Annotated in this window: 20 protein-coding genes; 12 read left to right on the top strand and 8 right to left on the bottom strand. The window is 73.7% G+C overall.

The genetic code is table 11. From position 1 onward, the window contains the following. The first annotated feature begins 88 nt into the window (after nt 1-88). Nucleotides 89-1489 carry an ATP-binding protein gene (locus PSED_RS16790; protein WP_013675445.1) on the top strand — a complete coding sequence of 467 codons (1401 nt, stop codon included), beginning with the start codon at nt 89-91 and terminating at the stop codon, nt 1487-1489. Beyond that, entirely contained in the window at nt 1482-3467 is a 1986-nt protein-coding gene (locus PSED_RS16785) for a vWA domain-containing protein (protein ID WP_013675444.1), read from the top strand. Before PSED_RS16790 ends, PSED_RS16785 begins: the two co-directional genes overlap by 8 nt. 93 nt (nt 3468-3560) lie before the next feature. Here PSED_RS16785 and PSED_RS16780 read toward each other — a convergent pair whose 3' ends face one another. After that, complete coding sequence (locus tag PSED_RS16780) at nt 3561-5597, bottom strand: N,N-dimethylformamidase beta subunit family domain-containing protein (RefSeq protein WP_013675443.1); 2037 nt, start codon at nt 5595-5597, stop codon at nt 3561-3563. Nucleotides 5598-5793: 196 nt separating this feature from the next. On the opposite strand from PSED_RS16780, the gene PSED_RS16775 reads away from it, so the two are divergent. The 4 genes from PSED_RS16775 (at nt 5794) to PSED_RS16760 (ending at nt 8890) form a co-directional block, all read left to right on the top strand. After that, complete coding sequence (locus PSED_RS16775) at nt 5794-7008, top strand: MFS transporter (RefSeq protein ID WP_013675442.1); 1215 nt, start codon at nt 5794-5796, stop codon at nt 7006-7008. Next, on the top strand, nt 7005-7208 hold the full coding sequence (locus tag PSED_RS16770) for a hypothetical protein (RefSeq protein WP_013675441.1): 204 nt from the start codon (nt 7005-7007) through the stop codon (nt 7206-7208). Before PSED_RS16775 ends, PSED_RS16770 begins: the two co-directional genes overlap by 4 nt. Nucleotides 7209-7282: 74 nt before the next feature. Further along, on the top strand, nt 7283-8521 hold the full coding sequence (gene mshC, locus PSED_RS16765; protein WP_013675440.1) for a cysteine--1-D-myo-inosityl 2-amino-2-deoxy-alpha-D-glucopyranoside ligase: 1239 nt from the start codon (nt 7283-7285) through the stop codon (nt 8519-8521). A gap of 9 nt (nt 8522-8530) precedes the next feature. Continuing rightward, complete coding sequence (locus PSED_RS16760) at nt 8531-8890, top strand: DUF2237 family protein (RefSeq protein WP_013675439.1); 360 nt, start codon at nt 8531-8533, stop codon at nt 8888-8890. Between the two features lie 6 nt (nt 8891-8896). Here PSED_RS16760 and PSED_RS16755 read toward each other — a convergent pair whose 3' ends face one another. Further along, nucleotides 8897-9994: an MFS transporter gene (locus PSED_RS16755; protein WP_233899052.1), complete on the bottom strand. Its 1098-nt coding sequence runs from the start codon at nt 9992-9994 to the stop codon at nt 8897-8899. Between the two features lie 140 nt (nt 9995-10134). Next, the gene (locus PSED_RS16750; protein WP_013675437.1) at nt 10135-11031 is read right to left on the bottom strand and encodes a PAC2 family protein; all 897 of its coding nucleotides are present in this window, start codon (nt 11029-11031) and stop codon (nt 10135-10137) included. 67 nt (nt 11032-11098) lie between these two features. Here PSED_RS16750 and metH point away from each other — a divergent pair, with 67 nt between their 5' ends. The 4 genes from metH to hisG all read left to right on the top strand — a co-directional run bounded on the left by metH (nt 11099) and on the right by hisG (nt 16710). Beyond that, a complete protein-coding gene (gene metH / locus PSED_RS16745) occupies nt 11099-14671 on the top strand; it encodes a methionine synthase (RefSeq protein WP_013675436.1) in 3573 nt (1190 codons plus the stop codon). After that, the gene (locus PSED_RS16740; protein ID WP_013675435.1) at nt 14661-15362 is read left to right on the top strand and encodes an HAD family hydrolase; all 702 of its coding nucleotides are present in this window, start codon (nt 14661-14663) and stop codon (nt 15360-15362) included. Before metH ends, PSED_RS16740 begins: the two co-directional genes overlap by 11 nt. 149 nt (nt 15363-15511) lie before the next feature. After that, a complete protein-coding gene (locus PSED_RS16735) occupies nt 15512-15775 on the top strand; it encodes a phosphoribosyl-ATP diphosphatase (RefSeq protein WP_013675434.1) in 264 nt (87 codons plus the stop codon). A gap of 50 nt (nt 15776-15825) precedes the next feature. Then, the gene (gene hisG, locus PSED_RS16730; protein ID WP_013675433.1) at nt 15826-16710 is read left to right on the top strand and encodes an ATP phosphoribosyltransferase; all 885 of its coding nucleotides are present in this window, start codon (nt 15826-15828) and stop codon (nt 16708-16710) included. A gap of 24 nt (nt 16711-16734) precedes the next feature. Here hisG and PSED_RS16725 read toward each other — a convergent pair whose 3' ends face one another. Together PSED_RS16725 and PSED_RS16720 are read right to left on the bottom strand one after the other, a co-directional pair. Next, nucleotides 16735-17559, bottom strand: coding sequence for a thioesterase family protein (locus PSED_RS16725; RefSeq protein ID WP_013675432.1), 825 nt, complete (start codon nt 17557-17559; stop codon nt 16735-16737). Between the two features lie 232 nt (nt 17560-17791). Further along, nucleotides 17792-18802 (bottom strand): RecB family exonuclease, encoded by a 1011-nt coding sequence (locus PSED_RS16720; protein WP_233899464.1) that lies wholly within the window; start codon nt 18800-18802, stop codon nt 17792-17794. A gap of 239 nt (nt 18803-19041) precedes the next feature. Here PSED_RS16720 and PSED_RS16715 point away from each other — a divergent pair, with 239 nt between their 5' ends. Continuing rightward, nucleotides 19042-19974 carry a tRNA (adenine-N1)-methyltransferase gene (locus PSED_RS16715; protein WP_013675430.1) on the top strand — a complete coding sequence of 311 codons (933 nt, stop codon included), beginning with the start codon at nt 19042-19044 and terminating at the stop codon, nt 19972-19974. Between the two features lie 162 nt (nt 19975-20136). Then, nucleotides 20137-21951, top strand: coding sequence for a proteasome ATPase (gene arc / locus PSED_RS16710; RefSeq protein WP_013675429.1), 1815 nt, complete (start codon nt 20137-20139; stop codon nt 21949-21951). Nucleotides 21952-22033: 82 nt separating this feature from the next. Here arc and PSED_RS16705 read toward each other — a convergent pair whose 3' ends face one another. From PSED_RS16705 to PSED_RS16695, 3 genes are all read right to left on the bottom strand, one after another. After that, entirely contained in the window at nt 22034-22564 is a 531-nt protein-coding gene (locus tag PSED_RS16705) for a YceI family protein (protein WP_013675428.1), read from the bottom strand. Then, complete coding sequence (locus PSED_RS16700) at nt 22561-23046, bottom strand: hypothetical protein (protein WP_013675427.1); 486 nt, start codon at nt 23044-23046, stop codon at nt 22561-22563. Before PSED_RS16700 ends, PSED_RS16705 begins: the two co-directional genes overlap by 4 nt. Before the next feature lie 102 nt (nt 23047-23148). After that, entirely contained in the window at nt 23149-25944 is a 2796-nt protein-coding gene (locus PSED_RS16695) for a LuxR family transcriptional regulator (RefSeq protein ID WP_013675426.1), read from the bottom strand. Between the last annotated feature and the right edge of the window lie 45 nt (nt 25945-25989).

The raw sequence follows: 25989 nt of genomic DNA, 5'->3' as shown, positions 1-25989 counted from the left end.
TTGTGGCCAGATCCTGACCGCAACGAGAACGATCTTCGAGAGATCTCGCGCGCCGCCGCCGGAAGCGTGCGCGGCGTAGCGTGGAACGGTGCCCGTCACACCACCTTCCGATCTTCCCGACACCCTCGCCGCGCTGCGGGCCTCCGGCCACGTGCAGCGCGGCGTCAAGGCCGAGATCCGCGAGAACCTCCTCGCCGCGCTGCGCGAGGGCCGTGACCCCTGGCCCGGCATCGTCGGCTTCGAGTCGACCGTCCTCCCGCAGCTCGAACGCGCCCTGCTCGCCGGGCACGACGTCGTGCTGCTCGGCGAACGCGGCCAGGGCAAGACCCGCCTGCTTCGCTCGCTGACCGGTCTGCTCGACGAGTGGACCCCCGTCATCGCCGGCTCCGAGCTGGGCGAGCACCCCTACGAGCCCATCGCCCCGGAGTCGGTGCGTCGCGCCGCCGAGCTGGGCGACGCGCTTCCCGTCGCATGGCGACACCGCTCGGAGCGCTACACCGAGAAGCTCGCGACGCCCGACACCGCCGTCGCCGACCTGATCGGCGACGTCGACCCCGTCAAGGTCGCCGAGGGCCGCTCCCTCGGCGACCCGGAGACCATCCACTTCGGGCTGGTCCCGCGCGCGCACCGGGGCGTCGTCGCGATCAACGAGCTGCCCGACCTCGCCGAGCGCATCCAGGTCGCGCTGCTCAACGTCATGGAGGAGCGCGACATCCAGGTCCGCGGCTACACGCTGCGGCTGCCGCTCGACGTCCTGCTGGTCGCGTCCGCGAACCCGGAGGACTACACCAACCGCGGGCGGATCATCACCCCGCTCAAGGACCGTTTCGGCGCCGAGGTCCGCACGCACTACCCGCTCGAGGTGGCCGACGAGGTCGCGCTCGTGGAGCAGGAGGCCGAGCTGGTCGCCGACGTGCCACGCCACCTGATCGAGGTCGTCGCCCGGTTCACCCGGCACCTGCGCGAGGCCTCCGCGGTCGACCAGGCCTCCGGCGTCTCGGCCCGGTTCGCGGTCGCCGCCGCCGAGACCGTCGCGGCCGCGGCGCTGCGCCGTGCGGCGATCACGGGGGAGTCCCGCGCCGTCGCCCGGCCGGTCGACCTCGACTCGGTCCCGGCGGTGCTGCGCGGCAAGCTGGAGTTCGCGTCCGGCGAGGAGGGGCGCGAGGAGGAGATCCTCGAGCACCTGCTGCGCCGCGCCACCGCCGACACCGCACGGTTCGCGCTGCGCGGCGTGGACCTGTCCGAGCTGACCGACGCCGTCGGCACCCGCCCGGTCCGCACCGGCGAACGTGTCCCGGCCGCCGAGGTCGTGGCGGCGTTGCCGCAGGTCCCGGCGCTCACCGAGGTCGCGACCCGGCTCGGGGCGTCCGGCACCGAGGACCCGGGACCGATGGCCTCGGCCGCGGAGCTGGCGCTGGAGTACCTGTTCCTGACGCGCAAGCTCGCCAAGGACGAGTCCGACGACGGAGACACGGTCAGCTATGGCTGATGGGCCGGGCGGGAGAAGGCACCGTCGGCGGCGGCGCTACGCCTACGGGCCCTACGCCGGCGGGCCCGACCCGCTGGCGCCGCCGTTCGACATCCGGTCCGCGATGGACCAGATCGGCCGCGACGTCATGGAGGGCAGCTCGCCGCGCCAGGCCCTGCAGGAGCTGCTGCGACGGGGCATGGAGGGCCGCCGCGGTCTCGACGACCTGTCCCGCCAGGTGTGGCAGCGCCGGCGCGACCTGCAGCGCGACAACCGGCTCGACGGCACCCTGCAGCAGGTCCGTGAGCTGCTGGAACGGGCGATGAACGCCGAGCGCGACACCCTGTCCCGTGACGAGGACACCCCGACGTCCGAGGACGCGCGCTTCCGCGAGATGCAGCTCGACGCGCTGCCCACCGACACCGGCGGCGCGGTGCGGGAGCTCTCGGGGTACGACTGGCGCTCGTCGGAGGCCCGCGAGGCCTACGAGGAGATCCGCGACCTGCTCGGGCGCGAGATGCTCGACCAGCGCTTCGAGGGCATGAAGGAGGCGATGCAGAACGCGACGCCGGAGGACGTCGAGCGCATCCGCGAGATGCTCGACGACCTCAACTCGCTGCTGCAGAACCACGCGGAGGGTCGGGACACCACGCAGCAGTTCGCCGAGTTCATGCAGCGGCACGGCGAGTTCTTCCCCGAGAACCCGCAGAACACCGACGAGCTCGCCGACCTGCTCGCCGCCCGGGCCGCGGCGGCACAGCGGATGCTCAACTCGATGTCGGCCGAGCAGCGCGCCGAGCTGATGGAGCTGTCGCAGCAGGCGTTCGGCGACCCGCGGCTGGCCCAGGCGCTCGCGCAGCTCGACGCCAACCTGCAGGGCCTGCGGCCCGGCGAGGACTGGCAGGGCTCCGGACGGTTCCGTGGCGACAACCCGCTGGGCATGGGGGAGGCCACCCGGGCGCTGGAGGAGCTCGGCCGGCTCGACTCGCTCGCCGAGCAGCTCGCCCAGAGCTACCCCGGTGCCCGGATGGAGGACATCGACCTCGACGCCGTCGGCGAGCTTCTCGGCGACGAGGCCCGGGTGGACGCGCGGACGCTGGCCGAGCTGGAGCGCGAGCTGCAGCGCCAGGGCCTGTTCGAGCGGGCGCCCGACGGGTCGCTGCACCTCTCGCCCAAGGCGTTGCGCCGGCTCGGGGAGTCCGCGCTGCGCGACGTCGTCGACAAGATGGGGGCGCGCCGCGGGGAACGCGAGACCCGCCGCTCCGGCGCCGCGGGCGAGGCGACCGGGGCGACCCGGGCGTGGGCGTTCGGCGACACCGAGGCCTGGTCGGTGCCCCGCACCCTGCTCAACGCCCAGCTGCGGCAGGCGGGCGGGGACACCCGCACCCTCGACGTGAGCGACGTGGAGGTCGTCGAGACCGAGCAGCGGACCCGGGCCGCGGTGGCGCTGCTCGTCGACACCTCGTGGTCGATGGTGGCCGAGGGCCGGTGGGTGCCGATGAAGCGCACCGCGCTGGCGCTGCACCAGCTGATCTCGACGCGCTTCCGCGGCGACGACCTCGCGCTGGTCACGTTCGGGCGGCAGGCGCAGACCGTCGAGCTGGGCGAGCTCGTCGGGCTCGACGGCGTGTACGCGCAGGGCACCAACCTGCACCACGCGCTGCTGCTCGCGGGCCGGCACCTGCGCCGCCACCCCGACGCGATGCCCGTCGTGCTGGTGGTGACCGACGGCGAGCCGACGGCACACCTCGAACCCGACGGTGAGGCCTACTTCGACTACCCGCCGAGCCCGTACACGTTGCGCGCCACCGTGTCCGAGATCGACCGGCTCACCGGGCTCGGGGCCGCGTTCACATTCTTCGTGCTCGGCGACGACCCGCGGCTCGCCGCCTTCATGGACGACGTCGCGCGGCGCTGCGGCGGCCGTGTCGTCGCGCCGACGCTCGACGGGCTCGGCGCCGAGGTCGTGTCGGACTACCTACGGACCCGGCGGCGCTGAACCCAGGGCCGACGTTCGCACGGTGTCGCGTGCGAACGTCGGCTCGGATTCCGTCGGGCTTCGCGCCCCCGCCCAGCAGACCTGCAGCTCTGTTCAGCCGACAGCGGCCGCGAGCGCGTTCCGCAGGATCGCCGCACAGACCTCGTCGTTCTGAAGTGCTCCGTTGAAGCAGAGCGAGGCCGCGGCGAATGTCCACCCACCGCCAGGGTGGTCGAAACGGCACATCTGTGCACCGAACGGCTGCGTTCCCTCGGCGAACACCACGGCCATCCCCCCGTCGGGAACCCGATCGGTCTCCCACCCCGACGCGGCGATGTTCGTCGAGTACGTGCCGAACACCGCGCCGTTCGACACCCCCGTACCAGCGAGGAACGGATGATCGGCATCCGTGACCCGGTAGCCGGCGAAGGTCAGGAATCCGTCCGGGGCGAAGTCGACGCCGAGCACGTCGCTCTCCGGGCGTCCGTCCTCGGAGAGGATGTCGCGCGCGCCGTCAGCACGCCGGAAGGTCAGAGCGGTGCCGTCGGCCGACGGCACCACGCGTTCGTACAACCCGTTCCCGCCGGTGTAGACGAGTCGCCCTCCGCCAAGGGTGTAGTCGACGAACGCAGCGCGCATCGAATCCGACAGGTACTCGGGATGAGTGGAGAGCACGACGCCGCGGTAGGGCCGGAGGAGTTCGAGGCCCTCGACATGGACCTCGGCGTCGCTCACGCAGTCGTAGCCGACTCCCTCCTCGCTCATCCATCGGAGCAGCGCGAGGTCGGACTGAAGCAGGTGTGACACCGCCCCGGTCGGGTCGACCTCGGTAGCGGTCGACGGCCGGAGGAATGTCAGCGTCCGCCGGACACCGGCTTGTCCGTCGCTGTACTGGTCGTGACCGCCCCAGTAGTTGTAGGCGTTGTACGTGTACGTCGGGACGACGACGAGCAGGTCTTGGTGAGGCTGACTCGGTCGCACCACGAACACGGCATGCCTGCGGAGGTCCTGCGGTCCGATGAGCTCTACGTCGTAGACACCCGATGTCCAGGAGTCCCGGACCAGCGCGCTGACCGCCACGGGATAGCCACACCCGGTGGACCTGTACCCAGGCGGGAGGATCTGTGGGCCAGGTCCCGGGACGGTGGTGGCGACTCGCCGCACGACCTGTGGAGACGGTACGAGTCGTCGGATTCGGGTGTCGTACGAGTCGAACGACGTCGACACTGCCACCTCGAGGGTCTCGCCAGGGCCGACACACTGACGCATCGGGTAACCCTGTAAAGCGGCGGTCTCCTCGACGGTGAACCCCTGTCCGACCGGGACGCCGCCGGCGGGGGCCGCCCAGTTCGCCGTCACTCCTCCCTGGTCGACGGTCAGGTAGTTGAGCAGTCGGTACCAACGCAGGACGTGATCGAGGTCGGGCGTCGGCGAGGTGTCGAGCGCGACTGCGTAGATCTCGCCGTCGGCTCCCATCGTCCAGGTTCGCAACGACTCCGTCGCCCACCCTGTGCCGACGTCCGCGCGAATGCCGCCGCGCGCCCAGGCACCGGCGCCGTTCGTGCCGTCCCCCGCGAGATAACGCCACCAGGACAGGACCCCGGCGATCTCCGCTCCCATGATGACGCCGGACGGCGCGGCGACGAGCTGAGGAAATCTGTGGAACCCCGTGCCGATCTGCTGCGCCTGACCACCGAATGCCCACGATTCCGGCCCGCTGCTCCCGTCGCCGGCCTCGTAGCGGAGCCACCAGAGACTGCCGTCGGATTTCACTCCGTACAGCACGTCGTCGTAACCGCCCAGCACGCGCGGATAGTCACCGAAGCCGTCATGGATGACCGCGCCCGAAGCGGTGTGCCAGGTGCCGTCGCCACTGCCGCCGTCGGGATCAGCAAGATCGTATTGCCACCAGCGGAGAGTCCCGTCGCCCGAGACCGTGTACAGCTGCCCGGCCGACCCGGCGAGTACCGCGCGAAAGATGTGCCAGTCGGTGCCGATCTCGCGACCCACGCCGTTCGCCCAGCCCGTTCCCCCGGACGTCCAGCCGGCGTGTCGGTACCACCGCAGCGACCCGTCCGCCTGAATCGCGTAGATGACACCGTTACCCGCAGCGACGAGACGGACGAACCGCTGCGCAGGATCGAAGGTCATGATCGCTGCCTCCTCGCCACCCGATCATGCAGCGCGAGAGTCCCACGGCGAGCGACCGTCCGGTAGGGCTGAGCCGCCGACGCTCCCCGGCCTCGGCGCCGAGGTCGTGTCGGACTACCTACGGACCCGGCGGCGCTGACCCCGCCCGTGCCCGGCGGCGCTGCGGACCCGCGCGCCGTCGGGTACAGGTGGGGTCGTGGCTGTCTCCCCGACGGGTGTGTCCGTGGCCGCCGCCCGCCGGGCGCGGCTGGCCGTCGCGCTGACGTTCGCGGCCAACGGGTCGCTGTTCGGGTCGTGGGCACCGCGCGTCCCGGAGGTCAAGGCGCTGCTCGGGCTGTCTGACGGCGTCCTCGGGCTCGCGCTGCTCGCTCCCGGCGCCGGCTCGCTGATCACGCTGCCACTGGCCGGCGGGATCGCGGCGCGCTGGGGCAGCGGCCGGACGACGCGGTGGGCGCTGCCGCTGTTCTTCGCGTCGTCGCTGCTGATCGCGTGGGCCGCTCGTCCGGGTGGCAACGCCGCCGAACTGTTCGGTGCGCTGTTCGTCTTCGGCGCGGCGATGGGCGCGCTCGACGTGCTGATGAACGCCCAGGGCGTCACGGTCGAGCAGGCGTACGGCCGCTCGGTGCTGTCGTCGTTCCACGCGGTGTTCAGCCTGGGTGCGCTCGGCGGGACCGTGATCGGGAGCCTCGCCGCGGGCTGGCACATTCCGCTGGTGGCGCAGTTCGGGGTGCTCGGCGCGGCCTGGCTGGTCGTGGTGCTGCCCGTCGCGCGCGGGTTCCTGCCCGACCCCCCGGTCCCGGAGGACGCCGCGCCGACGCCGGTGTTCGCGCTGCCGCGCGGCCCGTTGGTCCCGCTGGCGATCGCGGCGTTCGCCGTGCTGCTCGCGGAGGGCTCGACGGCCGACTGGTCGGCGGTGCTGCTGCGCGACTCCCTCGGCGCCGGGCCGGCCGCCGCGGGGGCGGCCTTCGCCGCGTTCTCGGCGACGATGACCCTGGGCCGGCTCGTCGGCGACCGGGTGCTCACCCGGTTCGGGCGGCGGCGGGCGGTGCGGTTGTTCGCCGGGTTCGGCGCGACGGGCCTGGCCGCGGGGCTGCTCGTCGCGGAGCTCACGGCGGGTTCGTCGGTCGCCGTCGTCGCGGCGGTCGCGGGGTTCCTGCTGCTCGGCGCGGGCATCTCGATCACCTTCCCCGCCCTGCTCGCCGAGGCGGGCGTCACGGGCCCGCGGGCCGCGCCGGCGCTGGCAGCGGTGTCCTCGGGCGGGTACCTGGGGTTCCTGGTCGGGCCGACGGTGATCGGCGGGCTCGCGGAGCTGACGTCGCTCGGGGTGGCGATCTGGTTCGTCGCGCTGGTCGCGGCGGCGCCGGTGGTCCTGGTGCGCCGGCGGCGCGTCGCACCAGGATCGACGTCGTGACCGACGACCCGGGTTCCGACCGCCGCGCCTGCTGCGACGGCTGTGGCACCCCGTACGACCCGGCCGACCCGTCGGCGGCGCTGGCCTGGGCGCGCCAGTGCGACACCGACGGGACGGTCACCCGGCTCTGCCCGATGTGTGTCCGGGCCCACGCCCGCGACATCGAGGCCCGCCTGCCGGCGCAGTGGTGGACGCCGTGATCCCACGGGCCGCGGTGTTCCCCGGCGTGATCGAGCCGCTCCGTTCCCGGCGGCCCACCGCGTAAGTTGTCCTCATGCAACCCTGGGCTCCGGTCGACGTCCCCCGGCTCGAGGGCAGCGGCCCGCCGCTGCGCCTGCACGACACCTCCACCGGTCGGGTCCGGCCCACCGCTCCCGGGCCAGAGGCCACGATGTACGTCTGCGGCATCACCCCCTACGACGCCACCCATCTCGGCCATGCGGCCACCTATCTGGCCTTCGACCTGGTCAACCGCTACTGGCGCGATCTCGGCCACGACGTGCACTACGTCCAGAACGTCACCGACATCGACGACCCGCTGCTCGAGCGCGCCGCCCGCGACCAGGACGACTGGGTCGTCCTCGGGATGCGCGAGACGGCGCTGTTCCGCGAGGACATGGAGGCGCTGCGGGTCGTGCCGCCGCGGCACTACATCGGCGCGGTCGAGGCCATGGGCGAGATCGCGGAGTTCGTCGGCAAGCTGCTGGCCGGCGGCAGCGCCTACCGCATCGACGACCCCGAGTTCCCGGACGTCTACTTCGACAGCACGGCGAGCGGGCACTTCGGCTACGAGTCGAACTACGACGAGCAGACGATGATCGCCCTGTCGCGCGAGCGGGGCGGCGACCCCGACCGGCCGGGCAAGCGGCACCCCGCCGACGCACTGCTGTGGCGGATGGCCCGCGAGGGCGAGCCGTCGTGGGAGTCCGACCTCGGTGCGGGACGTCCCGGCTGGCACGTCGAGTGCGCGGCGATCGCGCTCAACCGCCTCGGCGACCAGATCGACCTCAACGGCGGCGGCTCCGACCTGATCTTCCCGCACCACGAGTTCGGCGCCGCGCACGCCGAGGCGCACACCGGCGTGCACCCGTTCGCCCGGCACTACGTGCACACCGGGATGATCGGCCTCGACGGCGAGAAGATGTCGAAGTCGCGCGGCAATCTGGTGTTCGTCTCCAAGCTCCGTGCCGACGACGTCGACCCGAACGCGGTGCGGCTCGCCCTGCTGTCCGGGCACTACCGCACCGACCGTGCCTGGACCGACGACCTGCTGGAGGCGGCGCAGCAGCGGCTCGCCCGCTGGCGCGAGGCGGTGACGCTCGACGCCGGACCCGACGCGACCGAGACCGTCGCGAACCTGCGCGCGCACCTGGCCGACGACCTCGACACCCCGCGCGCGCTCGCGGCCGTCGACGCGTGGGCCGGGGCCGCGCTGGAGCGCCGCGGCACCGACGCCGCCGCCCCGGCCACGATCCGCACGGCGGTCGACGCGCTGCTGGGCGTGAAGCTCTGAGGGGACCCCATGGCGCGCAACGTCCTCGGCGGTGAGCTGCAGACCTGCGGCACCGACCCGATGACCGGCTTCTACCGCACCGGCTGCTGCGACACCGGCGCGGAGGACGTGGGCGTGCACACGGTGTGCGCCCGCGTCACCGCCGAGTTCCTCGCGTTCAGCGCGCGGGCCGGCAACGACCTCTCGACGCCGCGGCCCGAGTGGGGCTTCGCCGGGCTGCGGCCGGGGGACCGGTGGTGCCTGTGCGCCGACCGCTGGGCCGAGGCCCACCGCGCAGGGGTGGCGCCGCCCGTCGTGCTGGAGGCGACGCACGCGCGCACCCTCGAATGGGTCGACCTCGCCGACCTGCAGGCGCACGCCGCGACCTGACCGGGCTCAGGCGGTCGTCGGTGCCGTCCCGGTGGGGCCGGTGCCCGTGCCGGGGCCGTCGCCGCCCCGGTCGGCGCGTGGCAGCGTGGGCGGGCCCACGAGCAGCAGCAACGCCGCCGGCACGAGGAACGCGACCGCCGCCTCGGCGTGGTAGATCGGCGTGACGACGACCGGTCCCAGCGCGGCGAAGGCGAACCGGAACGACTGCACCACCGACGTCGCGCCACCCTGGTTCGACCGCGACGAGCCCAGCGCCAGCGCGTTCACCCCGACCAGCACGAGCTGCGTCGCGACGCCGCCGAACGCCCACAGCAGCGCGACCAGCCACACGGCGGGGGAGAGCCCCACCCCGGCGACGACGAGCGCGCCGAGCACGACCCCGGACAGCACGCAGCGCCGCGGTCCGACCTTGTCGACGGCCGAGCCGATGACCCGCGCCGTGAGGATCCCCGCGACCCCGAGCGCGGTGAGCAGCAGCCCGCGGCCCGCCGCGCCGAGCCCGAACGCGTCCTCCAGACGGAGGGCGACGAGGAAGTTCAACCCCGCCACGCACCCCCAGCCGAGGCCGCCGACGAGACCGATGCGCAGCACGTACGGCCGCCATGCACTGCGCAGCCGCGGCCGGGCCCGCGTCGCCGGCCGGGCCGTGGGTGGCAGGCCGACGGCGGCCAGCAGCGCCGCCGCGACCGCGACACCGACGAAGGCCAACCGCCAGTCGAACTCGGCGGCGAGTCCACCCAGCAGCGGCGCCGACGTCTGGCCCGCCGCCTGCAGCGACCCGAACCAGCCCAGCGCCCTGCCGAGCGCCCCCGGTTTCACCGAGCCCGCGACGACGGCCAACAGCAGCGGCGTCGTGAACGCGTTCGCCGCGCCCTGCAGCACGCGCATCGCCAGGAACAGCGGCAGCCACGTCGCGAACACCGCCACCAGCGACGCCACGACGTAGACGAGGTAGGCGGTGAGCACGGCGCGCCGCCGTCCCCACCGCTCGCCGAGCGTGCCCGAGACCAGCATCAGGGCCGCGAACGGCACCAGGTAGGCGGTGACCGAGATCGACGCCGCGCTGGCGGAGATCCCGAAGTCCGCGCCCAGCTCGGGCAGCATCGACACGGTGATGCCGCCGCCGAAGGGGCCGAGGAACGCGCCCCCGAAGACCGCGGCCCGGGCGAGCCGCGCCCGCGGTCCCCGGGGCGGTCCCCCCGGCGTCGGCTGCGGGTGGGACCGTGAGTCGCAGGACGCGCCGGTCAGGAGCCCGAGCTCCCAGAACCGCGACGGCGCAGGTAGCGCTCGAAGTCGGCGGCGATCGCGTCGCCGCTGGCCTCCTCCAGGTCCGAGGCGGCGGCCTGCTCCTCCTCGGAGGCCTGCTCCTCGAGCTGGCGGACGTACTCGCGGACCTCGTCGTCGGCGTCGGCCATCTCCGAGACCGTCCGCTCCCACTCCTCGGCCTGCTCGGGGAGCCCGCCGAGCGGGACCTCGACGTCGAGGACCTCCTCGACGCGGTGCAGCAGCGCCACCGCGGCCTTGGGGACCCGCGCCTGCGAGACGTAATGGGGCACCGAGGCCCAGAACGACACCGCCGGCACCCCGGCCTCGACGCACGCCTGGTGGAAGACCCCGACGATGCCGGTGGGTCCCTCGTAGGACGACGGCTCGACCCGTAGCTCGCCCGCCGACCCGCGGTCGAAGGAGAACCCGCTGATCGGGGTCGGCCGGGTGTGCGGTGTCTCGGTCTGCATCGCGCCGAGCGTGATGACCTTCGTCACTCCGAGGGCCTCGACGTAGCCGAGCAGCTCGGCGCAGAACGAGCGCCAGCGCAGGTTCGGCTCGATGCCGTTGAGGAGGACCACGTGGCGGTCCGTCCCGGGCAGCGTCGCGACCGAGAGCCGCGTCGTCTGCCACTCGACACGTCTGCTCACGCCGTCGGAGAGCCGTACGAGGGGGCGTGTGACCTGGAAATCGTAATAGTCCTCGGGGTCGATCGAGTCCAACGGCGTGGCATCCCAGCTCAGCTCGAGGTGTTCCAGCGCCGTGCTGGCCGCCTCGCCGGCGTCGTTCCAGCCCTCGAACGCCGCGATCATCACCGGCTCGTTGAGCTCGGGGAGATCGGGCCGTGGGTCTCGGCCCGGCACGCGATCGGTCATCGGGCCAGCCTACGGCGGACGGGCGCGCGGCGACGGCCCCGGTCGCCCGGCGGCTAACCTTGTCGCCGTGCCCGAACTGAACCCCGATGGTCACGACACGTCGTTCCTCGACACGCTCGCTCGGCGTGTCGTCGTCGCCGACGGCGCGATGGGCACCATGTTGCAGGCCGCGGACCTGACGCTCGACGACTTCGCCGGTCTCGACGGCTGCAACGAGATCCTCAACGACACCCGGCCCGACGTCGTCCGCCGCATCCACACCGGCTACCTGGAGGCAGGGGCCGACGCCGTCGAGACCAACAGCTTCGGCGCGAACCTGCCCAACCTCGCCGAGTACGACATCGCCGAGCGCATCCGCGAGCTGGCGGAGAAGGGCGCGCGGCTGGCCCGCGAGGCCGCCGACGAGCTGTCGACGCCCGACCGGCCGCGCTACGTGCTGGGCTCGGTCGGGCCGGGCACCAAGCTGCCCACCCTCGGCCACGAGAGCTTCGCCCGGCTGCGCGACGCCTACACCGAGTGCGGCATCGGCCTGCTCGCGGGCGGCGCCGACGCGTTCGTCATCGAGACCTGTCAGGACCTGCTGCAGGTCAAGGCGGCCGTGCTCGGTGTGCGGCGCGCGATGGCGGCCGAGGGCCGCCGGATCCCGATCATCACCCAGGTCACCGTCGAGACCACGGGGACGATGCTGCTGGGCAGTGAGATCGGCGCGGCGCTGACCGCGATCGAGCCGCTCGGCGTCGACCTCATCGGGCTCAACTGCGCCACCGGCCCCGCCGAGATGAGCGAGCACCTGCGGACGCTGTCCAAGCACGCTCGCATCCCGCTGTCGGTCATGCCCAACGCCGGGCTGCCGCAGCTCGGGCCGAACGGCGCGGTCTACCCACTCTCGCCCGACGAGCTGGCCGAGGCGCTCTCGACGTTCGTGCGCGACTACGGGCTGCGGCTCGTCGGCGGCTGCTGCGGCACCACCCCCGACCACGTGCGTGCGGTGTCCGAGGCCGTCGCCGCGGTGACGCCCGCGGTGCGCGACCCCCGCCCCGAGCCGGGCGTGAGCTCGCTGTACGCCTCGGTGCCGTTCCGCCAGGACACGTCGGTGCTCATGGTGGGGGAGCGGACCAACGCCAACGGCTCCAAGGCCTTCCGCGAGGCGATGATCGAGGAGCGGTGGGAGGACTGCGTCGCGATCGCCCGCGAGCAGACCCGCGACGGCGCGCACATGCTCGACCTCAACGTCGACTACGTGGGTCGCGACGGTGTCGCCGACATGGCCGAGCTCGCCGGCAGGCTCGCGACCGCGTCGACCCTGCCGATCATGATCGACTCGACCGAGACCGAGGTCGTGCAGGCCGGGCTGGAGCACCTCGGCGGCCGCTGCATCGTCAACTCGGTCAACTACGAGGACGGCGACGGTCCCGGGTCGCGGTTCCAGCGCACGATGGCCGTCGTCCGCGAGCACGGTGCCGCCGTGGTCGCGCTCTGCATCGACGAGGAGGGGCAGGCCCGGACCGCGGAGTGGAAGGTCCGGGTGGCCGACCGGCTCATCCGGGACCTCACCGCCAACCACGGCATGCGCGTGGAGGACATCGTCGTCGACGCGCTGACGTTCCCGATCACGACGGGCCAGGAGGAGGTCCGCCGCGACGCCCTGGAGACGATCGAGGCGATCCGCGAGCTCAAGCGGCAGTACCCGACCGTGCAGACCACGCTCGGCATCTCCAACGTCTCGTTCGGGCTCAACGCCGCCGCCCGCCAGGTGCTGAACTCGGTGTTCCTGCACGAGTGCGTCACGGCCGGGCTCGACACGGCCATCGTGCACGCGTCGAAGATCCTGCCGATGTCGAAGATCCCCGACGAGCAGCGCTCGGTGGCACTCGACCTCGTCTACGACCGGCGCCGCGAGGGTTACGACCCGCTGGCGCGGTTCATGGAGCTGTTCGAGGGGGTCACGGCGTCGTCGGCGAAGGCCGGCCGCGCCGAGGAGCTCGCGGCGCTGCCGCTGTTCGAACGGCTGGAGCGGCGCATCGTCGACGGTGAGCGGGTCGGCCTGGAGGCCGACCTCGACGCCGCGCTCGAGGAGCGCCCGGCGCTGGAGATCATCAACGACGTCCTGCTGTCCGGCATGAAGACCGTCGGCGAGCTGTTCGGGTCGGGCCAGATGCAGCTGCCGTTCGTGCTGCAGAGCGCCGAGGTCATGAAGACCGCCGTCGCCCACCTCGAGCCGCACATGGAGAAGACCGACGCGGCGGGCAAGGGCACGATCGTGCTGGCCACGGTCAAGGGCGACGTGCACGACATCGGCAAGAACCTGGTCGACATCATCCTGAGCAACAACGGCTACACCGTGGTCAACCTGGGCATCAAGCAGCCCATCTCGACGATCCTGTCCGCCGCGCAGGAGCACGGAGCCCACGCCGTGGGCATGTCCGGGCTGCTGGTCAAGTCGACGGTGATCATGAAGGAGAACCTCGAGGAGATGAACTCCCGAGGGGTGGCCGAGCAGCTGCCGGTGCTGCTCGGCGGCGCCGCGCTGACCCGCTCCTACGTCGAGAACGACCTGGCCGAGCTCTACCGGGGCCGGGTCTCCTACGCCCGCGACGCGTTCGAGGGGCTGCGGCTCATGGACGCGACGATGGCCAGGGCCCGCGGGGACGCACCCGCCGTCGACCCGGCCGAGGAGCAGAAGATCGCCGAGCGCAAGGCCCGGCACGAGCGGTCCAAGCGGATCGCGGCCAAGCGCCGGGCCGCCGAGGCCGAGGCCGCGGGACCGCTGCCGGAGCGTTCGGACGTCGCCCTCGACAACCCGCTGCCGACGCCGCCGTTCTGGGGCACGCGCGTCGTCAAGGGCATCGCGGTCGCCGAGTACTCCGGGATGATCGACGAGCGCGCCCTGTTCCTGGGCCAGTGGGGGCTGCGCGGCGCCAAGGGCGGGTCGGGCCCCTCCTACGAGGAGCTCGTCGAGACCGAGGGCAGGCCGCGGCTGCGGTACTGGCTGGAGCGGCTCGCCACCGAGGGTGTGCTCGCCAACGCCGCCGTCGTCTACGGCTACTTCCCGGCCGTCGCGGTGCGCGACGAGCTCGTCGTGCTCACCGAGCCGCGAGCCGACGCGCCCGAGCGCCACCGCTTCGCCTTCCCGCGCCAGCGCCGCGACCGCCACCTGTGCCTGGCCGACTTCTGGCGCCCACGTGACCTCGCGATCGCCGCCGGTGAGATCGACGTGCTGCCGCTGCACCTGGTGACGATGGGCCAGCCCATCGCCGACTACGCCAACGAGCTGTTCGCCAAGGACTCCTACCGCGACTACCTCGAGGTCCACGGCCTGGGCGTGCAGCTCACCGAGGCGCTGGCCGAGTACTGGCACCGCCGGGTCCGCGAGGAGCTGACCTGGTCCACCGGCCGCACGCTGGCCGAGGACGACCCCGACGACGTCGAGGACTTCTTCAAGCTCGGCTACCGCGGCGCCCGCTACTCCCTCGGCTACGGCGCCTGCCCGAACCTCGAGGACCGCACGAAGATCGTCGAGATGCTCGAGCCGGGCCGGATCGGGGTCGGGCTGTCCGAGGAGCTGCAGCTGCATCCCGAGCAGTCCACCGACGCGCTCGTGGCCCACCACCCGGAGGCGAAGTACTTCAATGCGGGGTAGCACACCGGCCGCCGTCCTGTTCGACATGGACGGCACGCTGGTCGACTCCGAGAAGCTCTGGGACCGTTCGCTCGTCGACACCCTCGCCCGGCTGGGCGGGGGACCGCTGACCGACGAGGCCCGGCGGGAGACCGTCGGCGGGAACCTCGAGTTCAGCGTCCGCGTGCTGCTGCGCGAGGCCGGTGTCGAGGCCACGCCGGCGCAGGTGGCGGAGACGGCCGGGCACCTGGTCGCGCGGACCGAGGAGCTGTTCGTGCGGGGGCTGCCCTGGCGGCCGGGCGCCCGTGAGCTGCTCGCCGCCGTGCGGGCGGCCGGGCTGCCCGCGGCGCTGGTGACCAACACCGGCCGCCGGCTCACCGACCTCGCGCTGCGCACCATCGGCACCGAGTGGTTCGCGGCGACCGTCTGCGGCGACGAGGTCGAGCACGGCAAGCCGGCGCCCGACGTCTACCTGCGGGCGGCCGAGCTGCTCGGGGTGCCGATCACGGAGTGCCTGGCCGTCGAGGACTCCCCGACCGGGGCGCTGGCGGCAGCGACCGCGGGTGCGGCGGTACTCGTCGTTCCGTGCGAGGTGCCGGTGCCCGCCGCGCCCGGCCGCGTGCACCGCGACACCCTCGCCGGCCTCGACGTCGACGGGCTCGCCGCGGCGTTCCTCACCGTTCGTGTCGGCGCGGTCACCGGTGCGCGGTAACCGGTCGTCGATACCCTTCTGACCTGGGTGTCCCTCTCGTCGCTGTGCCATCCGGCGCAGCACGGCCCCCGGTGGAAGCACGACCCCGTCCCCGATTCGTGGGCCGTCACGACGACGGACGACACTGGACGGGGAAGGAGATACTCGACGTGAAGACATTCGACGGGCTCTTCGCCGAGCTCAGCGAGAAGGCGGTGTCCCGCCCCGAGGGCTCGGGCACGGTCGCGGCCCTGGACGCCGGAGTGCACGCACAGGGCAAGAAGCTGCTCGAGGAGGCCGGCGAGGTCTGGCTGGCCGCCGAGCACGAGTCCGACGACGCGCTGGCCGAGGAGATCTCCCAGCTGCTCTACCGGGCCCAGGTCATCATGATCGGGCGTGGGATCCGCCTCGAGCACGTCTACAAGTACCTGTGACCGACATTTGAGAACAGCCCGATCCGATGCAGCTCGAAAGTAGGAAAGCCATGCTCCGCGTCGCGCTCCCGAACAAGGGCACCCTCGCCGAGCCCGCGTCGACGATGATGCGTGAGGCCGGCTACCGGCAGCGCTCCGACTCCCGCGACCTCAGCATGATCGACGAGGAGAACCAGATCGAGTTCTTCTACCTGCGGCCGAAGGACATCGCCACCTACGTCGGCTCGGGCGACCTGCAGCTGGGGATCACCGGCCACGATCTCATGGAGGAGTCCGGCAGCCAGGTCCAGTCGGTGCTGGCGCTGGGGTTCGGCGCCTCGAAGTTCCGCTTCGCGGCCCCGGCCGACCGCGACTGGAAGATCGAGGACCTCGACGGCAAGACCATCGCGACGTCCTACCCGCGGCTGGTGCGCTCCCACCTCAGCGGCAAGCGGATCGGCGCGAACATCGTCAAGCTCGACGGCGCCGTGGAGATCTCGGTGCAGCTCGGCCTGGCCGACGCGATCGCCGACGTCGTGTCCTCGGGCCGCACGCTGCGCCAGCACGGCCTGAAGATCATCGGTGACCCGATCGCCGAGTCCGAGGCCACGCTCATCGAGCGCGAGCCGCGGCTCGACCGGCACGAGTCCGACGAGGTCAAGGGCCTCAAGAAGGTGTTCACCGAGCGGCTGCGCGGCGTCGTCTACGCCCGGCAGTACCTGATGCTCGACTACGACTGCCCCAAGGCCGTCCTCGAGCAGGCCACCGGGATCACCCCCGGCCTCCAGTCCCCGACGATCGCTCCGCTGGAGCGCGAAGGCTGGGTCGCCGTCCGGTCGATGGTCACCAAGAGCAGCGCGAACGCGATCATGGACAAGCTGGCCGCCATCGGCGCCCGCGCCATCCTCACCTCGGAGATCCGCTCCTGCCGAGCGGTCGACGGCCGCGACGTCTGAGCCGTCCCCGCCGGCCGGGACGGCTCAGCGGGGCGCGACCGTCAGGGCCTGCGCGACGCGCCCGGTGTGACCGGCCTCGTCGTGCAGCACCGCGGACACGGTTCCCGCACCCGCCGGGCCGATGACCGTGGTCGCGTCGACGCCGATCCACTCGCCCGTCGGCGGCCGGTGGACGTGCAGCGACAGCTCGGTGTTGAGGAACAGCCAGTCCCGCACGTCGAGCGCCGAGCCGATCCCGTTCGCTGAGTCGGCGGCCACGACCAGCCGTTGCAGCGGTGTCGGCTGCTCGCCCGCGACGAGCGGCACCCGCTGCCGGCACCACGCCGTGCCCGGCCCGGGCTCGCCGAGTCCGCCCGCGAGCATCCGCCAGTCGATGGTGTCGACGAACCCCGGCAACCAGCGGTCGGGGCGCTGCTCGTAGGGCGTCGCGGCCTCGGGTCCCGGGAGGTCGGGTGCGGCCCCGACCGTCACCTCCGAGGTGTCGGCCCGGACGTAGCGCCAGCCCCGGGCCTGCAGCACCGTCCGGCCCCCGGCGACGAGCTCGGCCTGCAGCAGCTCGATCCGTCTGCCCGGTCGCAGCACCTGGGTCGAGACCTCGACCTCGCCTGCCGGGATGGGGCCCAGCACCTCCGTCGTCAGCCGGGCCAGGCGCAACGGGACGTCGGGGTCGGGGGAGGGCCACCGCTCGATGGCGCGGGCCAGCAGCGCCGACGGCGGGCCTGCGTGCTGGGCGTCGGCGAACCAGGGGCCCGTCGTGGAGAAGGTCGCGCGGAACCGCCGGTCCTCGCCGTCGAGCGGGAGGTAGTAGGGCTCCCCACCGCTCTCGGTGCTGCTCTCGGTGTCGGTCACGTCCCGATCATGCCGAGTCGGCCGCGAACCCGACGCGGCCGGGTGGGGCGGCGCGGCCGGGCGCGCCGGCGGTCCGCGGGCGCGCCGGCAGGACACTCGGGGGTGCGCCGGTTGCGCGCGCTCGGGCAGGCTCCGACGGTCGGGCGGTCTCCGATGGTCGGGCGGAGCGCTCGACCCGGCCGGCGACGTGCCGACTCGCGTGGTCGCGCCCGACGCCGGTGGCGCCGGCTGCTCAGCCGTCGTCCGGGAGCGGTTCCTCGTCGGTGCTCGGCCAGCCCGGGTACGGCGGCGGGGTGCCGCCCCACTCCGGGCAACGTTCGCGGTGCCGGCAGAACCGGCACATGCCGCTGCGCCGGGGAGGGAAGTCGCCCTCGCGGCCGGCGGTCCGGATCGCCGTCCAGAGCGCGTCGAGCACCCGGGCGAAGCGGCGCAGCTCGTCGGCGTCGGGGGAGTAGCTCAGCCACTGGCCCGCGGGCAGGTAGAGCAGCCGGAGCTCGTCGGGGACGGTGCCCCGCAGCTGCAGCAGCGCCAGCGCGTAGAACTTCAGCTGGAACATCGCCGCGGCCTCGCCGCTCTCCTGCGGGATCCGCCCCGTCTTGTAGTCGACGACGCGCAGCCCGCCGCCGGGCAGCACGTCGATCCGGTCGACGAACCCGCGCAGCAGCAGCCCGCCCCCGGGGCCGCGCTCCGCACCGGACCCGGCGTCGGGTCCGGTCCCGGGTCCGGTCTCGGGTCCGGTCTCACGGCCGGGGAGGAGTGCGGGGCCCAGCTCGGTCTCGACGAGCAGCTCGACGGACTCGGCCTCGACGGCGGCCGGGTCCTCCAGCACGAAGTACGCCTCGACCAGGTCGTGGACCGACGCGAGCCAGCGCGCGAACCCCGCGTCGGCCGGGACCGGCCGGTCTTGGCCCTGCTCGGCCACCTGCTCGGAGCCGTCGGGCTCACGCGCGAGCGGCTCGCCCCCTGCAGCCGGGTCGACAGAGGCCGGGTCGGGTGTGGCGAACAGGGCGTCGGCCAGGCCGGGCGACGAGATGACGAGGTCGACCCAGGCGGGACCGACCATGGCCGTGGCGGCCTCCCGGGTGCGTTCGGCGGCGGGCAGCGCGAAGAGCCGCTCCAGCACAGCGTGCACGAGCGTCCCGCGGACCTGCGGCCGGCCGGGGAGCTCGGGCAACCGGTCGATCGCGCGGTAGCGGTACAGCAGCGGACAGGTCCGGAAGTCGACGGCGCGCGACGGCGACAGCGCGGGCCGGCGCCGCGGCCGCGGCTGCCCGGGGGCCGCCGCCGCGTCGCGCCGGGGGGCCGGGACGCGGGTGCGGGGCGCGGCCGGGCTGCCCGTCGTGCACACACCCGGCTCGGCCACATGAGCACCGTATGCGCACGCCCCGACACTCCCGGACGCCACCCGAGCACCGAAGGGCGGTGTGCCCACGTCGAGGCGGCTCGGGGGCGGCGGGTTCGCACCGGATAGCGTTGCGCCCCGTGCCCGACCCCGCCACCGACCTCGCACCCGAGGCCCTGCAGACCCCGCCGGACGTCCCGGCCACGCCGGATCGGCAGGCTCCGGACGCCGACGCCCTCCCCCGGCGCGGCGGCCCGTTCCGCCCCGGCGACCGGGTCCAGCTGACCGACCCGAAGGGGCGCAAGTACACCGTCCTGCTCGAGGAGGGCGGCCAGTACCACACCCATCGGGGAGGTCTCGCGCACGACGACCTGATCGGCAAACCCGAGGGCAGCGTCGTCGTCTCGCCGGTCGGCACCCCGTACCTGGCGCTGCGCCCGCTGCTGGCCGACTACGTGCTGTCGATGCCGCGCGGCGCCGCGGTGATCTACCCCAAGGACGCCGCCCAGATCCTGATGTGGGGCGACGTCTTCCCGGGCGCGCGGGTGCTCGAGGCGGGCGCCGGCTCGGGCGCGTTGACGTGTTCGCTGCTGCAGGCGGTCGGGCCCGCGGGCACCGTCACGTCGTACGAGATCCGCGAGGACCACCTGCGACACGCCGAGACGAACGTCGAGAAATTCTTCGGTGATCATCCACCCAACTGGAGCTTGCGTCTCGGCGATCTGAACGGTCACGACGGCGCCGCCGAGCCCGTCGACCGCGTCGTCCTCGACATGCTCGCGCCGTGGGACGTGCTGGAGACGGTGCGCTCCGCGCTGATCCCGGGCGGGGTGCTGGTCGGTTACGTGGCGACGACGACCCAGCTGTCCAAGCTGACGGAGACGCTGCGCGAGATGCAGTGCTGGACCGAGCCGCAGGCATGGGAATCGCTGGTGAGGCCGTGGCACGTGGTCGGCCTGGCGGTCCGTCCGGAGCACCGCATGATCGGTCACACAGCGTTCCTGGTGACGGCCCGCCGGCTCGCCGACGGCGTCGTCCCACCCCGCCCGCAGCGCAGACCGACCAGTCGCTGACGACGTTCGGACGAGCGTCGGGCGACTCCGCGGTTACCGAGCCGAGACGGGGGAACGGAGTCAAGGTGCCGACCGGCTGAGTGGCGGATCACCGATTCGCCGCAACACCCATACGGCGCTGCCCAGGTACCGTATGGAAACGGAACACGGAGGGAGGATGCCGTGAACCCCTTTGACGGTCCCGGCACGCACGGGGCGGGTGACCCGGGGAACCTGACCCCCGCTGAAGCCGCCGCGCAGATCCGATTCCTCGAGGAAGAGGTCGCGCTCCTGCGCCGGAAGCTCACCGAATCCCCGCGGCAGACCCGCGTGCTCGAGCAGCGGTTGGCCGAGTCGGCCAGCCGGCTCTCCCAGCTCAGCGCACGCAACGAGAAGCTGCAGGAGACCCTTCGCGAGGCACGGACCCAGCTCGTCGCGCTGCGCGAGGAGGTCGAACGGCTCGCACAGCCGCCGAGCGGCTACGGCGTCTTCCTGTCCCGCTACCCGGACGAGACCGTCGACGTGTTCACCTCGGGGCGCCGGATGCGCGTCGCGGTGTCGCCCGCCGTCGAGACCGCCGACCTGCAGGCGGGGCAGACGGTCCGGCTCAACGAGGCGCTCACCGTGGTCGAGGCGGGCGACTTCGAGCGCATCGGCGAGGTGTGCGCGCTGCGCGAGGTGCTCTCCGAGCCCACGGCCGACGGCCTGGCCGGGCGTGCGCTGGTCGTCGGCAACGCCGACGAGGAGCGGGTCGTGTGGCTGGCCGCGCCGCTGACGCTGGCCACCGACCACCCCGACTTCGTGCCGCTCAAGCCCGGCGACTCGCTGCTCGTCGACTCCAAGGCCGGTTACGCCTACGAGCGGGTGCCCAAGGCCGAGGTCGAGGACCTCGTGCTGGAGGAGGTGCCCGACGTCGCGTACGAGGACATCGGCGGTCTGTTCCGGCAGATCGAGATGATCCGCGACGCCGTCGAGCTGCCGTTCCTGCACGCCGAGCTGTTCCGGGAGTACGAGCTGCGCCCGCCCAAGGGCGTGCTGCTCTACGGGCCCCCCGGCTGCGGCAAGACGCTCATCGCCAAGGCGGTCGCCAACTCGCTGGCCAAGAAGATCGCGGCCCAGCGCGGCGACGACCCCGACGAGGGGCGGGCGTTCTTCCTCAACATCAAGGGCCCGGAGCTGCTCAACAAGTTCGTCGGCGAGACCGAGCGGCACATCCGGCTGATCTTCCAGCGGGCGCGGGAGAAGGCGTCGGCCGGCACCCCGGTCATCGTCTTCTTCGACGAGATGGACTCGATCTTCCGGACCCGCGGGTCGGGTGTCTCCTCCGACGTGGAGACGACGATCGTGCCGCAGCTGCTCGCGGAGATCGACGGCGTCGAGGGCCTCGAGAACGTCATCGTCATCGGCGCGTCGAACCGCGAGGACATGATCGACCCCGCGATCCTGCGGCCCGGCCGGCTGGACGTGAAGATCAAGGTCGAGCGGCCCGACGCCGAGGCGGCGCAGGACATCTTCTCGAAGTACCTCACCGACACCCTGCCGATCCACGTCGACGACGTCGGGGAGTTCGCGGGCAGCCGCAAGGCGACCGTCGACGCGATGATCCAGCGCGTCGTCGAGCGGATGTACGACGAGTCGGAGGAGAACCGCTTCCTCGAGGTCACCTACGCCAACGGTGACAAGGAGACCCTGTACTTCAAGGACTTCAACTCGGGCGCGATGATCCAGAACATCGTCGACCGGGCGAAGAAGTCGGCGATCAAGTCGGTGCTGGAGACGGGCCAGCCGGGCCTGCGGGTCCAGCACCTGCTCGACGCGATCGTCGACGAGTTCGCCGAGAACGAGGACCTGCCCAACACCACCAACCCGGACGACTGGGCGCGCATCTCGGGCAAGAAGGGCGAGCGGATCGTCTACATCCGCACGCTGGTCACCGGGAAGAACACCGAGACCGGGCGCGCGATCGACACGGCGTCGAACACCGGCCAGTACCTGTAGCCGCGGTTCGCGTCAGTACGTCCGCACCTGTCCGCGAGACGGGCCCGCCGGAGCGATCCGGCGGGCCCGTCCGCGCGGGTGGTCAGGCGACGCGCAGCAGCGTCAGGTCCGCGTCGACGTCGAGGGTCCGGGCCACGATCAGCCGGCCTGCGGGCACCCCCGCCGCACACCGGTCGACGACCATCCAGGCCCGGACCCGGGTCACGCCGCGGCCCGACTCGACGGCGGCGACCTCGACAGCAGTGGGTGTCTCGACGTCGCGCACCCGCAGCGTGCCGGGCGCCGTCGTCGTCCCGTCGGCGAGCTCGCCGGTCCAGGTCAGCTCCGGGAAGGTGGCGGCGTCGAGGAACCGGTGGCCGCGGACGTCGGCGTCACGGCGCCGGTTGCCGGTGGTGAACGACCCGGCGTCGGCGACGACACGTACCCGCGCGACGCCGTCGGTGACCACGGCCTCCCCGTCGAGCACGGCGAACGTGCCGGTGACCGTGACCATGCCGAACTCCCGGACCCGGAACGCGAGCGTGCTGCGCGTCGGTGCGATCCGGTGCCGGCCGGGGGCGACCCCGCGCACCCCCGAGCCGTCGTGGACCGTCGGTGCCGGGCGCGCGGTCACGACGACACCTCGAAGATCTCGACGTGGTCGGGGCCCGGGAGCAGGGCCGGGTCCTCGCCCGGCAGCAGCTCCATCGTCGTGATCCGGCGGAAGCCGCTCTCCAGTGCCGGTTGGTCGACGGTCATGACGACCACGACCTTGCGGCGGCGTTCGGGCTGCCACAGCCGCAGCACCCGGACGGTGCTCGTGGCGTGGGCGGCCATCTCCGGTCCGATCCGGTCCCGCTCCGCCCGGTCCGCCGCCTGCTTGACCGCGGGGGACATCGGCCCGGTGAACGTCACCACCGAGGCGATCGCGGCCTTCCCACCCGCCGGGCCGACGACGTCGTCGGCCTCGACGACGTAGGCCTCGGCGCCGGGGTCGCCCGCGGCGTCGTGCAGCCGCAGGACGACCTCGCGCGGTCCGGCGATCTGGCGCAGCGCGATCTCCTCGGCGGCCGGCGCCGGGGACGTCGCGGCGGGCGGGAGCATGGTGGCGAACATCGGCGACCTCCGGAGCGGTGGTGGACGGGGCCCTCGCCCCGCCGTCGGGAGCCACCGTCGCGCGGTCCGAGGCGATGCGGATCCGTGCCGCTACGGACGTCGCTACCGAACCGGCCCGTGCTCGGCCACCCACCCCGCCACCTGGGCCCGCCGGGCGAGGCCGAGCTTGCCCAGCACGTTGGCGACGTGCGACTCGACCGTCCGCTCGGACAGGACGAGCCGGCCGGCGATCTCGCGGTTCGTCCGGCCCTCGGCCAGCAGCGTGGTGATCTCGCGCTCGCGGGGGGTGAGCCCGGTGCGGTCCTGACGGGCCCGCCGGATCGTGACGAGGACGCCGTCGGCCCGGCACAGCTCCTCGGGCATGCCCAGCCGCCGGGCCGTCGCCGCGGCCCGCTCCGCATGCCCCGCCGCGGCGTCGAGCCTCGCGAGGTCGAGCCGCGCGGGGTCCTGGACGAGCAGGCCGGCCAGCGCGATCTCCGACATGGTCCGGTAGGGGAGCGCGCCCGCCCTGTCCTCGGCGACGACGGCGGCCTCGAGGTGGCGGATCGCCTCGTCGCGCGACCCGGCGGCGGCCGTCGCGACGCCGAGGACGCGGGAGACCGATCCGTCGCAGCGCACGGACCCCGAGCCACCCGCGATGAAGTAGCCCGCGTACGGCGCCAGCAGCCGGGCGCACACCGCCGCGACGTCGGTGTCGCCGAGGTCGGCGCCGAGCTGGGCGGTCGACGCGACGGTCGGGAGCCAACGTCCGTCGTGAGGGAGGTCCTCGAGCACCGGTCGCAGCCGGTCGAGCCAGTACCGGGCGCCGACGGTGTCGCCGACGGCGGCGAGCATGGAACCGGCGTGCGCCTGGAAGATCGGCATCGTTCCCGCGTGCCGGGCCGCGTCCTCGAGCGCGGGCACGAGCTCGCCGGCCCGTCCCTGCAGCCGGTGCAGCTCGGTGCGGAACGCGGTGTCGATCGCGACCGCGCTGCGGTCCTCGGTCCGGCGCGCCCAGTCCAGCGCGGTGTCGGCGGCCTCCTCGGCCTCGACGAATCGGCCCTGCAGCAGCGCGACGGCCGCGGTCATCCGGTGCCGGTGCCAGTGCGCCAGCGGCCAGCCGAGCTGCTCGGCGAGCACCGCCAGCCGGGCCAGCTCGCCGTCGACGGTCTCGATCGTCCCGAGCTGGAGGGCCGCGTCGATACGCCAGATCGAGCCCCACAGCCCGGCGTCGGCCGGGTGCGTGAGCCCGGCCATCCGACGGGCGATCTCGAGCCGCTCGGCGACGCCGTCGGGGCCGCTGGCGGCATGCTGGCGCGCCCGCAGCGCGTCGAAGAGGGCCAGCCCGTCGCCGCTGCGCTCGGCGAGCCGGAACGCCTCGGCCGGGTCGTCGCCGAGCTCGTCGAACCCGAGGACGTCGGCGGCGGCCAGCGCGCGCTGCGCGAGGACGCGGGCGCGCGTGGCGTCGTCGTCGGGGGTGTGGGCGGCGAGCGCGGACAGGGCGCGTCCGGCCAGCTCGAGGACCGTCGTGTTGACCGGCCCGCCCAGTCCCCTGACGACGAGGCTCGCCCGGGCGAGCACCGCCGCACGGGCCGGGCCGTCGAGCCCCGCGGCGAGGTCGGCCGCGGTCGTGCACCGGTGGTTCGCCGCCTCGGCGAGCCCCGCGGCGAACTCGGCCTCCGCGGCGGCCAGCAGCAGGGCGCACCGGTCGGCGTCGGCGACGCCGGGCAGCGCGAGCGCGGCGTCGAGGACCGCCGCGGCGCGGTCGGGGACGGCCCGGGAGCCGGCCGCGGCCGCGAGGCACGCCCGGACCGCGGCGGCCCGGGACGGCTCGTCGGTCGCCGATGCGAGCAGGTGCGTCACCGGCTCCCCGGGCATGGTGCCCGCGGCGACGGCGGCGGCCGCCGCCCGGTGCACCGCGACCCGGCGACCGGCGGGCAGCCCGGCGTAGACGGCGTCGCGCAACAGCGCGTGCGGGAAGGCGTGCCGGTCGGGTGCCGGTCCGCTCGCGACGAGCAGCCCGGCCCCGGCGGCCTCGTCCAGGGCGGCCAGCGCGTCGTCGGCACCGAGCCCGCACAGCGCGGCGAGCTCGGCACAGCCCACGGCGTCGCCGGCGACGGCGGCCGCCCCGACGGCCTCGCGGGCGGTGGGGGAGAGCCGCGAGAGCCGCTCGGCGGTGATGTCGGCGAGACTCGCGGGGATCCCGAGCGGCCAGCCGGGCCGGGCGGGCGGGCTGTCGGCGAGACCGGCCGCGCGGAGCGTCGCGACGAGCTCGCGGACGTGCAGCGGGACCCCGCCCGACAGCTCCAGCAGCACCGGCCGCCACCCGGGGTGTACGTCGGCGGCGACCGCGGCGATCTCGGCGCCGCTCCACGTCCGCAGGTCGAGCCGGCGAGCCCCGGCCCGGTCGAGCGCGACGAGACCGGCCCGCAGTGCGGGCGGCCGTTCGGTGCTGCGGTAGGTGCCGACGGCGAGCACGCCGGGGCGCCCGGTGACGTGGGCGAGCAACGCGAGGGTGGCCTCGTCGGCCCAGTGCAGGTCCTCCAGGACGACGACGGTCCCGCCGGGCCGGTCCTGCAGGCCGCGGGCGACGGTCTCGAAGGCGCGCAACCGCTGCCCGCGCAGCGCGGCGACGTCGCCGTCGGCCTCGGGGAGCGCGGCGAGGACGTCGTGCTCGGGGCGGCCGTGCAGCACCTGCCACCACGGCCACAACGGGGGCGTCCCGATCTCGGGCCCGGTCCGCCCGGTGAGGACGACCGTCCCGGCCTCGCGGGCCCAGCCCGCGACGGCGCCGGCGAGCGTCGTCTTGCCGATGCCCGGCTCGCCCGCGAGCAGCACGGTGGTGCCGATGCCGGCCCGGCAGTCGTCGAGCGCGGCCCTCAGCGCGGCGGTCTCGGACTCCCGGCCCACGAGCGGCACGCCCGGAAGTGTGGCAGGTGTCCGATCCGTTCACGACGGGCCGCG

Origin of the sequence: Pseudonocardia benzenivorans CB1190, assembly GCF_000196675.2 — a bacterium.
Taxonomy (GTDB): domain Bacteria; phylum Actinomycetota; class Actinomycetes; order Mycobacteriales; family Pseudonocardiaceae; genus Pseudonocardia; species Pseudonocardia benzenivorans.
This window is presented reverse-complemented; position numbering and strand designations above follow the sequence as displayed.